Origin of the sequence: Nocardia asiatica NBRC 100129, from assembly GCF_000308415.1 — a bacterium.
GTDB classification, from domain to species: domain Bacteria; phylum Actinomycetota; class Actinomycetes; order Mycobacteriales; family Mycobacteriaceae; genus Nocardia; species Nocardia asiatica.
In genome coordinates this window covers 19882-30737 of the sequence record NZ_BAFS01000458.1, presented here as the reverse complement: position 1 = coordinate 30737, position 10856 = coordinate 19882, and the positions used below count along the sequence as shown (strand labels likewise).

General features: G+C 67.9%; 15 protein-coding genes. 7 read left to right on the top strand and 8 right to left on the bottom strand.

Annotated features, from left to right (window positions below; all coding sequences use genetic code 11):
- Window positions 1-680, top strand: a 680-nt coding sequence (locus ON27_RS40450) for a 3'-5' exonuclease (protein ID WP_169334568.1), incomplete at its 5' end; no start/stop codon positions are given.
- A 168-nt stretch (window positions 681-848) separates the two neighbouring features.
- Here ON27_RS40450 and ON27_RS35145 read toward each other — a convergent pair.
- Window positions 849-1058, bottom strand: coding sequence for a hypothetical protein (locus ON27_RS35145; protein WP_043737533.1), 210 nt, complete (start codon window positions 1056-1058; stop codon window positions 849-851).
- A gap of 105 nt (window positions 1059-1163) precedes the next feature.
- Complete coding sequence (locus tag ON27_RS43565; protein ID WP_157227718.1) at window positions 1164-1319, bottom strand: hypothetical protein; 156 nt, start codon at window positions 1317-1319, stop codon at window positions 1164-1166.
- A gap of 80 nt (window positions 1320-1399) precedes the next feature.
- Between ON27_RS43565 and ON27_RS35140 the strand changes: the two genes are divergently transcribed.
- Together ON27_RS35140 and ON27_RS35135 are read left to right on the top strand one after the other, a co-directional pair.
- Window positions 1400-1759, top strand: a complete 360-nt coding sequence (locus tag ON27_RS35140; RefSeq protein ID WP_043737530.1) for a hypothetical protein — start codon at window positions 1400-1402, stop codon at window positions 1757-1759.
- Window positions 1760-1967: 208 nt separating this feature from the next.
- Entirely contained in the window at window positions 1968-3557 is a 1590-nt protein-coding gene (locus tag ON27_RS35135; protein WP_043737527.1) for a hypothetical protein, read from the top strand.
- 206 nt (window positions 3558-3763) lie between these two features.
- Here ON27_RS35135 and ON27_RS35130 read toward each other — a convergent pair whose 3' ends face one another.
- The 6 genes from ON27_RS35130 to ON27_RS35105 all read right to left on the bottom strand — a co-directional run bounded on the left by ON27_RS35130 (window position 3764) and on the right by ON27_RS35105 (window position 7454).
- A complete protein-coding gene (locus tag ON27_RS35130) occupies window positions 3764-4300 on the bottom strand; it encodes a hypothetical protein (protein WP_043737524.1) in 537 nt (178 codons plus the stop codon).
- A gap of 400 nt (window positions 4301-4700) precedes the next feature.
- Window positions 4701-5501 carry a hypothetical protein gene (locus tag ON27_RS35125; RefSeq protein WP_043737521.1) on the bottom strand — a complete coding sequence of 267 codons (801 nt, stop codon included), beginning with the start codon at window positions 5499-5501 and terminating at the stop codon, window positions 4701-4703.
- 75 nt (window positions 5502-5576) lie between these two features.
- The gene (locus tag ON27_RS42560) at window positions 5577-6044 is read right to left on the bottom strand and encodes a hypothetical protein (RefSeq protein WP_043737519.1); all 468 of its coding nucleotides are present in this window, start codon (window positions 6042-6044) and stop codon (window positions 5577-5579) included.
- A 38-nt stretch (window positions 6045-6082) separates the two neighbouring features.
- Window positions 6083-6658 carry a hypothetical protein gene (locus tag ON27_RS35115; RefSeq protein ID WP_157227716.1) on the bottom strand — a complete coding sequence of 192 codons (576 nt, stop codon included), beginning with the start codon at window positions 6656-6658 and terminating at the stop codon, window positions 6083-6085.
- Window positions 6659-6730: 72 nt separating this feature from the next.
- On the bottom strand, window positions 6731-6991 hold the full coding sequence (locus tag ON27_RS35110; RefSeq protein WP_043737514.1) for a hypothetical protein: 261 nt from the start codon (window positions 6989-6991) through the stop codon (window positions 6731-6733).
- Between the two features lie 55 nt (window positions 6992-7046).
- Entirely contained in the window at window positions 7047-7454 is a 408-nt protein-coding gene (locus tag ON27_RS35105; RefSeq protein WP_043737511.1) for a hypothetical protein, read from the bottom strand.
- Between the two features lie 105 nt (window positions 7455-7559).
- Here ON27_RS35105 and ON27_RS35100 point away from each other — a divergent pair, with 105 nt between their 5' ends.
- The 4 genes from ON27_RS35100 (at window position 7560) to ON27_RS35080 (ending at window position 10809) form a co-directional block, all read left to right on the top strand.
- Window positions 7560-8150 carry a GntR family transcriptional regulator gene (locus ON27_RS35100; protein WP_043737509.1) on the top strand — a complete coding sequence of 197 codons (591 nt, stop codon included), beginning with the start codon at window positions 7560-7562 and terminating at the stop codon, window positions 8148-8150.
- A 1295-nt stretch (window positions 8151-9445) separates the two neighbouring features.
- Window positions 9446-9811, top strand: a complete 366-nt coding sequence (locus ON27_RS35090) for a hypothetical protein (RefSeq protein WP_043737503.1) — start codon at window positions 9446-9448, stop codon at window positions 9809-9811.
- A 35-nt stretch (window positions 9812-9846) separates the two neighbouring features.
- Complete coding sequence (locus tag ON27_RS35085) at window positions 9847-10284, top strand: hypothetical protein (protein WP_043737500.1); 438 nt, start codon at window positions 9847-9849, stop codon at window positions 10282-10284.
- 201 nt (window positions 10285-10485) lie between these two features.
- Window positions 10486-10809: a hypothetical protein gene (locus tag ON27_RS35080; RefSeq protein ID WP_043737497.1), complete on the top strand. Its 324-nt coding sequence runs from the start codon at window positions 10486-10488 to the stop codon at window positions 10807-10809.
- Window positions 10810-10856 lie beyond the last annotated feature (47 nt).

Genomic DNA, 10856 nt, shown 5'->3' with positions numbered 1-10856 from the left:
TGTACGGCGCGGTGTGCGAGATAGCGGTCATCGACGCCGCCACCGGTAAAACGCTGCTGGACACCCTGGTCAACCCGGGTACACCCATCCAGCCCGGCGCCTACGCAGTCCACGGAATCAGCGACGAGGACGTCACCGCGGCGGGTGTGCCGGACTGGCCCACGGTATATCGGCAGCTGTTGCGAGTGACTCGCGACAAAGTGGTGCTCGCCTATAAGGCCGACTACGACAGGACCGTCATCGCCGCCGAATGTGAGCGGTACTGGATCCGGCGCTCACGCTTGGCGTCACCGGAGTGCTGGGCGGATGTGATGGTTCCGCGCAGCGACCACGCCCGCACCAGCCGCCGACTGCGCAACGGCGGCGAGCACCGGGCCCTGAGCGACGCGCAGCAGACCCGAATCCACTTGCAGCGCATGACCGCCCCCGCGGTCCCGCGGCAGCGCAGGGTTTCTCGTGGCGACGGAGGCCCAGATGTGGTTGCCGATGAGAAGCGGGGCGAGGGCGCGGATCTGCTCGGCGCCGGACTCGCCGAAGGCCTCGATGCGGCCCGTCTCGGTCAACAGGGCATCAGCTCACCGGCGACAGCCACCGCGGTGGATGCCGACGCTGATACCACCGCCGCGGACGATCCCACCGCCGAGGCGGGACGCGATGTGGACTCGGGCACGGGGATGTAGGGCCGGGTCGCGGTAGCCATCAGGTGGCGACCTATGGATGGCAGCCGGGCGCTGGGGCGGGGTGTGGGTTCTGGATGTTGGCGATGCCGTCGAGGACCAGCGCTTCGCTGGTCCAGCCGTTGTGCCATCTCATGAGGTTGGCGCTACCGGCGTGGGGCGGGATCGGCGTCACTTGGGCTGAGGATGAGGCACAGGTGTGTCGGGGCGGGCCGGCGGGGTGTCGGTATCGCCGACGAGCCAGTGCAGGAATTCGATGATGTGCGCGTTCATGTTCGATCCGACATCGCTCACCGCCGCCTGGGCACGCTCGTACAGATCGTCATCGGGTCGGTAGACCCGAGCCCGGTTCAGATGCTTGCTCGGCACGGGTTTCAGCATGTCACAGTGGCTAGCCACCGGTCCATCCAGCTGGTAAAGTCAAGGTGGCTAGCCACCTTGAGCAGGGAATATCGCAGATCGTGGGCATGCTCCCGACCACGGCCACTACGTCGAACCGTCCACCGGCCCGGCGTTGCCTCCCCAGACCGAACCCTCACCCCGCAGGAGATCCCGGTGACCGTCACCGCCCAGCCGCCGAAACAGTCCGCCCTCCTCGACTTTGCCGAGCGCCGGATCCGCGGCGATCACTGTCCACGGCATTGTCCGGCACGCCCTCCTCATCGAGCGCTGACCACCAGCGCAAATCCGCCGCCCTTACAGAAGACCCGGAAGGAACCAACATGCACACCCTGCCTGCCCGGTACACCTTGCCCCGCGCGGCATTCGACAACCTCACTGCCGCTGTGGCCGACCAGATTCCGGCCAGCCCTCGCGATCCCTGGTGGACGGCGGAGACCGTCGCCGACTGGCGGCACTTCCGCCGCGACAGGTGCTTCGCCATCCAGTGCCCGCACGAATGGGTCGGATACGCCGTCTTCATCACCGCACGCGAGATCCTCGCCGCCGAACTCCAGGCCCCGCCCACCGTGCCGGAGTTCGAGGCGATGATGCTCGAACTCACCGCCCGGCAACATGTATGGATCGACGGCAACCGTGGCGTGGTCGTCTACTGGCCGACCATCACCGTCGCCCCCGAGTAGCCCCTCGCCGCCATCGCGGCGAACACCCCGCCCCCGGCCAGCCGGACCCGAGACTCGTCCTCCTCGGGGAAGCGCCCCCCTGAACGAATTGCCCTATCTGCCTGCCCCACCAACCAGGAGCATGCTCGCGCACGCCTGCGGCCGGGTCAACGCCACCCTCGCCCCGTTCTGAACCACGCGATAACGCGATCGACCGAAAGGCTCACCGATGAGCAGCAGCAACGACTTCCGCCCCTACACCGGGCTGTACGCCGACGATCTGGCGGCGCTTCGCGCTGCGGGGGCCACCAGCGTCCGCATCGAAGACACCGGCGGCCGGTGCTTCGGTATCCATGCCGTCATCGACGGCGTGACCCTCACCGCCACCAACGACGACGACCACGGGTTGCTCGATGCCGCCGACCTTGCCGAGCGCGCCGCCGACCACGTGCCGGTGGTTTGGGGATGCTCGGCCGCCGACGCGGTGGGCAGCCATCTCGCCGAGGGCCGGGGCGAGACCGCGTTGCAGGCGGTCAGGGCTGCGCACGTGGCCGCATACGGCCTGCTTCTTCTTCTCGCCGACCACTACGCCCCCCAACTCGAGCAGGCGCGGGCCTGCGGCGCTACCGATGTCACCGTGACTCCGGCGGGAATCACCGGCTACCTCCACGGGCAGGCGTTCACCGCGTGCAACGGTGTCGAGGCCGCAGTAGTGATGATGCCGGACACCGTCGAGCAGTACGCGGCCGAGGACTACCCCACCGACCAGTGGACGGTGACCCTCGGTCCGGTCGAAGCCGACGCGCAGGGTTTGCGCGCGGCGCTGGAAGAGGCGGGGCGCGCCTATCTCGCGGCCACCACCTGCCGTGTCGCCGTGCGCGCCATCAAGGATGACAGCGACGCCGACAACTGGACCATACTCGATGGGATCCCGACTCGGTGCCTGGGCAACTACGACGCCGAGGCCGCCGCGATCTACCCGCATCTGGAATGCGGGTTCCGTGGCGCGGTGATCGTGCTCGACCGACTCGACGCCTACGGTGTGCACTTCGAGCCGGGGTGTGCCACCTGGTCGAACTGTGCGGGCGACACCGAAGAACTCCCCTGCAGCGACCCCGAGTGCGAGATCGTCTGCCCGGTGGCCGACGAAGGATGCACCGAACACCATCACTCGGAATACCAGCACGCTCGCGCCCACCACTGGAACTGCGAACACACCCTGTTCGGCACCCCCGAGCAGCGGTCGGTGGTGGCGCCGATGCCCGAGGACACGCGTGAGCGGTTCGGCCGCTGGATCGCCGAAACCGACCCCACCGAACTCGAAGGGTTCGAAAACGTCGAGTGCTACCAGCTGGAAACCTGCCACGACCAGCGCGGCAACCTCACCGCCCGCGTGTCACGAAAGACCTGGGATCCCAACGTCATCGAGATCTCGGTCCTGCTGGCCGACGACCTGGGCTACGCCGACGGCTACCAGCAGATGTGCTACAGCACCGACCCGAACAGCAGCGAGTACCCCCACACCCCGAGCCTCGAGCAGGTGATGCGCGAGGCCATCGACGTGCTTCACGGGTTCTTCGGCTACGTCCGCGTCATCGACCGCGACAGCTCCCGCGCTCGGTCCGCTGTGGTCGCTGCCCGAGCCGTCGAACCCGAGACCTCGACAACGGATATCCACGAGGACGATGCGGCCCAGGCCCACGGCGGCTATTGGGGCCAGCACCCGGAGTTCACCGTCGCCGACTGGCAGTTGCTGGTCGCCGAGGACGACACCCGGCAGAGCTACTGGGGCTGGGTGGCATCCAACCTCAACACCTGAACCCGCCTCCCCCGTCCGCCGCCTGCGGCGGCAACCCGACTCGCTGGCCGGGGCGCACCACGTGCCCCGGCCACCCCTGTAGCCGCATGGCGCCAGCGCCGCGGTCGGGAGTAAGTCATGGATCGGCGCACCCGACCGTCCGAGCGGGAACGTCGCGCAGTTCAGCGCGGCGCTCCCCCATACCCGACCGCCCGACCCAACCCGCGCTATCCCTGGTCGAGTCCGGTGCGCCACTGGGCGATCGCGTCCCGTAGGGCGGTGAGGCGGTCGAGGACTTGGCGTTCGATGCTGTCGCGAGTGATCAGCCAGAGGCGCACCATCTCGTCGTCTTCGCCGAACTGGGCGAGCGCGACGGCGGCTTTCTCGTAGGCCTTCCCGCGGCCGTCGGTGACGATGACATTGATGTCAGCGTCGAGAAATCCGTAGGCAATCAGGTAGTGGCCGAGGTCCAGTTTCGGCTGCCATTCCTCGGCCAGTTCGGCACCGACGGCAGTGATGTCGTGGACGAGTCGATAGCCGCTGCTGGTGGGGTGCATCCGGTCTACCTTGATTCGCCGTATCTGGCCGGGCTTGGCCCGTTTGCCGCCGGCGTCGGTGAGGACCATGCACACCGCGCGCCGGAGGTAGCCCATCTCGATGCCTATGACTTGGAGGGTTCGGCCCTTGCAGCGGGGATCGTTGTCGGCCCATACCTGGTCGACTCGGATCAGGGTGTCGTACTTGTTGGTGACCGAGTCGGTCATCGGTTGCTCGCTTCCGGGGAAAGACTGGTCAGGGGAGGTCGGGTGCGACGGGCCGCGGCGCTCGGGCGATACCGGTGCCAGTTCGCTGGTCCTCCGATGATGTTGGGTGCGGTGAGGTTTACGAGGGGGCGATGGCCATGCCCCTCACTTCCGGATCGGGTGTGGCTGTCTCCGATCTGCGGGCTCTTCCGCCCTCGTCGGGTATTCAACAATGGGGGCCCGAATCAGGTTCACTCCGGGGCGCTGTGGGTTCGATGGGGTCATTGAGTGTCGAGCAGCAAGGCCGTGGCTTCGTGGAGGTCGCCGCGGCGGGCGGCGATTTGCTCGGAGGCGAGATCGCATGCGATCTGCCAGGTCGGGCGAACCATGGTTCGGCTCGCCCGGCCGGCGCGGATGGTGGTCAGTTCTGCGGTTTGTGGTGGAGGTAGTCGCGGGTGTCGATCACGACCGCGAAGTTCTCGATGGCGCCGATCCCGGCTGAGGCGGCGGCGAACCCGGCGGCGTTGTTCGCGGTGTCGGCTTCGGCTTGCGCGGCCTCCCTGGTCGGGAAACGGCGGCCGCCGGGGTGCCGGTCTTCCAGCGCGGTGTCGGCGCTTTCGGCGTAGGCGAGCGCGAACGGGCCACCAGGGCCGCCGACGTCGGTCCGCCACGACAAGCGGATGGCGGCGTTGTCTTCGTCGTCCTCGTCGTGTCCGTGGAAGGGAGTCATTCCCGCCCAGCAGTGCATGCAGATCGTGCGGTCGATCTCGGGCATACCGAGTTCGGTGAGCCGGTCCTCGGTCTCGATGGTCCGCTCGGGGTCGCGGAGGTCCTCGAGGGCGTAGTTGTACTCGTCGTCACCAGGCCAGGGGGCCGAGTACCAGGTCTCCGACCCGACCCAGTCGAAGGAGTCCCCGGGGGTTTCGGGGCTGTTCGGGTCGGTGGGGTCGAGGGTCAGCCACGCCACGAGCTCGTGGGCGACGTAGAGCATGTCGCAGGAGGTGACGAAGTACAGCCGCTTGTCACCGCCGAAACCGTAGGGGCCGATCCAGTCCCACACGTAGGCCAGCTCCTGAGGCATGTGCTCGTTGATCTCCTCGAGGATCTCGTTGGTCTGCTCGCGGGTGAGATCCCCGGCAAGGCTTCCCCGCAGCTGCGGCGGCAGGGTGATGGTGTCGGGCTCCTCGGGGCGGGGTTCTTGCTCGAGGTCGTTGACGTGCATGACGAATCTCCTTCAGCAGCTGCGGGTTTCAGAGAAGAAAGCTGGCGGGCAGGGGTTCGGGTGCGTGGCGGCTCATCAGCCCCAGTCGGCGTCCTCGGCGTCGAGGTCGGTGTGGACGGTCACGGTGTTGTCGGTGACCTGGATGACGCGCTGGCCGTCGTACTCACCCCAGACGCGGATGCGGCCGTTGATCGTGCGGGGCTGGGTGAAGTCGTCGCAGGCGGGGACGCCCACCCGGGCCAGCGCCCGCTGCAACTCGGCGAGGTCGGCGGCGGCCGCGGCGCGGCGATCGCCCTGCAGGAAGTAGCGGATCAGCGCCTCGAGCCATTCCTCGAAGTCGCGGTCGGCGCCGCTGACGGGGACCAGGAAGGCACCGTCGTCGGTGGCGGTCCAGGCGCACTGGTCGCTGTCGGGCCAGCGGCGGCGGCCACGCGGCTGCTCCGCGGCGGCGAATGCCTTCAACGCGGCGACCCCGGTCGCGGTCAGCGGTGGGGTGATGGTGAATCCGTCGCTGTCATCACGAATGTGGACGTTCTGGGACATGCGGGATGCTGCTCCTGTGGTCGGGCCGGTGCAGGGGGTTATGCCGGGCGGGGAAGGCGCGGGATGTCCGGCTCCTCGGCCCAGCAGGTGGTGTAGGTGACGACCGCGCGCGAAACCACGCGCACGGGGAAGTCGGGCCAGTTCAGCCACGCCATCAGCCCGGCAAGGTGGTCGGCTGCCGCGCGGGCAGCGTCGGCGGATTCGTAGACGGTGAAGGGTTCGCCGTCGGCGACGGCGTCGGCATCGCGGTAGAGGCCGCCGGGGATGGCCAGCGCGAACTGCTCACGGTCCTCGCGCGGGGCGGGCGCGTAGCGGGTGTTCAGCGCTCGCGGGCCCGGGACCGGCGCCAGCACCGGTGTGGGGGGAATGGGCGCGGCGGTCAGGTCCGGGTGTCGGGTGAGGGTGGGATTCCAGCCGAGCACACCGAGGTCGGCGGTGATCGCGGCCAGGTGAGCGGCCATCTCCGTGGCGGCCTCGGCGGTGTCGAACCGCTGCGGGCCTTCACCGGGTGCGGCGTCGGGGTCGGTCAGCAGCACCGCCTCACGTCCGGGGAGCGCGGGAAGCACCAGCAGCACGGGCTGGGCCTGTTCGGCAGCGGAGGTCGGATTCGTCACTCTCTCATCTCCTGAATGTCGTGGTGTGCCTGCGCTTTTCCAGCGGTGGCGCTGGCGAAGGAAGGGGTTCGGTCAGTTCGGGGTGGCTTCGTTGCAGCGGGTGCCGTCGCAGCCGGGGACCTTGCATCTGACGACGCGGTAGAGCTCGTCGGACAGTTCGGCCAATTGCAGGCACGGCTGGCTGCCATCAGGCAGCGGGCCGCAGACGATGTAGAGGGCGTTCGCGCCCCAGACGTCGAGAGGCGCGGGGAATTTCATGTCGTCGCTGAGCTTCTCGATGGGCGCATCGCATCCATCGCAGGTGATCGGGTACCCGCTGGGGGTGTACTCCATCGCTTCTCCAGGTGGAGCGACACGGTGGGGAACGTTGCGGAGGGGTGTGGCCGGGCTACAGGTTCAGCTGCCAATGACCGCTGTCGGAGCTGTCGGCGCTGTATCCGGCGGCGGCGAACAGCACGCCGGTGGCAGCAGGCGCGGAGGGATCCGGGAACACGGCGGCGCGGGCGGGGGTGTGCTCGGCGTCGGTGTGGTGCGCGCGGGCTGTGTCGGCGGTGTATTCGGCGTCGGTGCAGAACATCGCGCATCCGGCGATCTGGGGTGTCGCGGGCGCGGGAGGCGGGGCGTCGCGGCCGATGGTGAGCAGCAGCGCGGGCGCGACGAACAGCAGCGCGAAGAACGGCAGTACCAGCAGTGCGGGGGTGCGCAGCACCAGCGACACGAGCTTGCTGAGCGGGCCGCGCCGCGCGGTCCGGCGAGAAGCGGTGGGTGCGTGGGGGCTGGCCGCACTGCGGTACATGAGCACTCCAAAATTTCATACTCGATAGGAAACGCGCTTTGTTGCGACTCTACAATAAAAGCGTGTTTGTTACCAGCAGTGAAGCAATGCAGTATCCTGTAGGGCATGTCAGAAACCGTCGCTCTCCTGCGTGCCGCTGCGGCCCTCATAGGCGGCGCCACCGAGGTGCGCAACAACCTGCGTGAACTACGCAACGACATCGCCTGGTACGCCCACGTCGGCGACGAGATGCTGCTGTCCGCGGTGAACGAAGAGGGCGACTACCGCAACTACAACGCCCTGCGCGACGCCTTGCGCGAGCGCGGTGTGACCACTGTCGTACCCGGCAAGCGGCGACAGCGACACTCCCCCAGACCCAAAGTTCACAACCTCGTCAACGAGCTGCTCGCTCGCATCGACAAGGGAGAACTGCCCGTCGGCACCGAACTGCCGTCCGCCAAGACACTCGCCGAACAGCACGGCGTCCGCTCCATCGTCACAGTGCACGCCGCACTGCGCGCGCTGGCCAGCGAGAAGCGCATCACCGACCCGGCCGCCGGCACACCCACGGTGCTGCCGCTCGCCGAAGAGACACCGCCGACACTGGACCTCACCGCCCGGCTGACCGAAATTTCCCAGCAGCTCAAGAAATTGGCCGCGCAGCTCGACGCCCTCCCCGCGACCGTTGGGCCCGCATCCGGCACGACCGAACAGTAGGGACACACCAGACCTCCGGCCCGGGCGGTGATTACGCTCGCCGTATCCCGCGGTGGCGAGCCCGACTGTGCGCACCCACGATCGGGCCGACCGCGCTCAACCACCGTTCCGGGAAGGCCCCATCCGACGACGGCCCGGATACAGACCACGACCAGGCGCACGAGGACACCCCGGCATCTCACGAGCGGCATGGAGCTGCACGTGCCACACACCGCGGCGAACCACGACCGGAGAGGCTGTTCGTCTTCGACCGGGCCACCGACCATCCGTTGCCGTGGTGATGTGCGCGTATCACCAGGATCGATTCCCGACCCCGTGCCCGATCCGTGGCGCCCTCGATCCCAGCCCTCAAACCCGGGGGCCGTGCCCGTGGCGGCTCCGCTGCCGCCCGTTTCGGTATGATTCGAGGTGCCGTGAAAGAGAGAAGCCGGCCTCGCTGCCACGAGACCGGCTAGCCCGGTGGTCCTAGAAGAGACCACCGCTCTCACGCAGGGCGCTTACGAAGTGGAAGACCGCCGTAGCAGCGTTTACCAGGTGGGCCGTCTGAAGACATTCGTCTTTGGCGGCCCATCTTCGTTCCCCCACCCGCCGTGCAACAGCGAGCACCCATCTTGGGCCTGCCGGGCGGTGGTTCCGGTTCGCCAACTCCCTCTGGTGCCGGATGGCGCCCGCGACGCAACGAATCTCTCTCCACCACACCTTCATCACCCTTCGAGTGCTCGCGGCTGTCGTTGTGCCGTGCCGTCTCGCCCTGCGCACGCGCGTCCACGACCTGATCGGCACAGGCGATCACTGCGATGCGCTTGCGCGGATTCCGGCTGCTTCCAGGCCGCCACGAACCCCGCAGCCACGGTCTTCGCAAGCGACGAGTAGGAGCATGGATCTCGGGGCTCGGCCAAGCCCGAATGTCCCCATCACAGAGCGCGGGGCGTCTCCGCGATCAGCCCGGCAGTAGCGTGACGGCGCGCGCCGACGGCGAGGCGAGCGCCGACGCACACTTGATCGACGGCTCCGTCATGCCCCTCGCCCCTCGCATATGCCGGGGCAGCGTTTTCCTCGATCGTCGAGAACTGCACCCGCGCCGCGCCGAACAAGTCGCGCCGCCAAACTCCGACTCGTGCCGTGAATGTTGCTGCTCAGCAGCATTTTTCGGCCACGCTATGCCTACGGCGCCGAGCTGGTCGGGCCCCGTCGAGCTCCCATGAAACGCAGTTTATTGAAGTACTGCAAGAAAGTGCACTTCCTGTATATGATGTAACTAATTGCATCGCATTTGGCTGGGTCCGAGGAGACACATGACCACCACCGCCACCTCCATCACCCCGTTCGACGTCACCACCATCCCCGTCTACTCCCTGTGCGATCCCTCTGTCGTGCGGTTCCTCGCTTCCACCATGCGGTTTCTGTACATCGAGAACGTCCCCTACCGCTGCACCGCGCAGTCGATGCAGCTGTTCTACAACCCCCGCACCAGCACGGCGAGCCTCCGCAGCCCCATCTGCGCCGAGCACGTCACCGACTCGCACGCCGCACCGACCGGCGGCCCGGTCCGCATCCGCCCCGGTTACCTCCTCGCCCTCGCCAACCACGTGTTCGAGGTGCACGTGGACGAAGGCTACGACTCGATCTTCCCCGACCTGCGCCTGCTCACGGGTGCCTGAAAGCCGATCACCCCGAACCACTTCGGAGAATCTCAATGACGATCGTCAAGCCGCTCACCATCGGCACCCTCTTCGATCAGGACACAGGCGACTACCGCCGGGTCCTGCGCCGCGGACGCACGATCGTCGCCGACTGCGGCCACCTGCACCCCAACCGCGACCAGTCCAGCAGCAGCAACAGCTCCGCACGCGACTGCATCACCCTGCTGGTGAGAGCCGCCGGCGACCCTGATCTGCTCGCCGAGCGCCAGAGCGCGGCCGCTCGCAACACGGAATCGTTCATCCGTTTCGCCAGGCCGCTGGAGGCCGACGAAATCCGCGCCGATGCCGAACGTGAGAGGACCCGCTTCGCGGACGTTGTTGCCGCCTTGCGGGCGCTGATCAACGGCTGCGCGGTGGTGGGCGCGAAGGATCAGATCATCCTCGCTGCGGTCGACGAAATCACGCCGCCTGCGCTGGTGGAACAGCGGTGAACGTCCGATGGTCGCGCAGCAGTGCGCTCACGACTACGCCTTGACCACCTACTGCCCCAACTGCGACCAACTGCTTCCGTCGCGCCCGGCACACGCAGCGTCGGGTGCGACTAGCGAGCCCAAAGCTACTGCGGAACAGACGTTTACGTCCTCGCCCGCGCGACAGCCCAACCGTCCTCCCGCTTATCTCGAGGAGATCCCATGACCACCACCCCGCCCGCCTGCTCCATCGGCGGCTTCACCCTCTACCCCCGCGGCGGCCTCGGCGGCCACGACGTCTACTGCGCCAAGTGTGCCTGCGGCTACCCCATCCGAGGCTGGGACCTGGACGACGCGAACGCCAACTTCGACCGCCACCTGGCGATCCCCGCACCTCCGGCCGACGTCCTCGCCCGCACCATCACCCTCGCCGACGTCCGAGCGTGGCCGGAATACTTCATCTCCGGCCCCGGCCGTGCCATCGCCAGCCAAACCGACTGCGGCCACGGCTACTACCTGACCGACTCCTGCCCCTGCTGCGACTAGTCGTTTGCGTCGCGCCCGGCACGCCCGGGCGCGGTGCTGACCGCTAG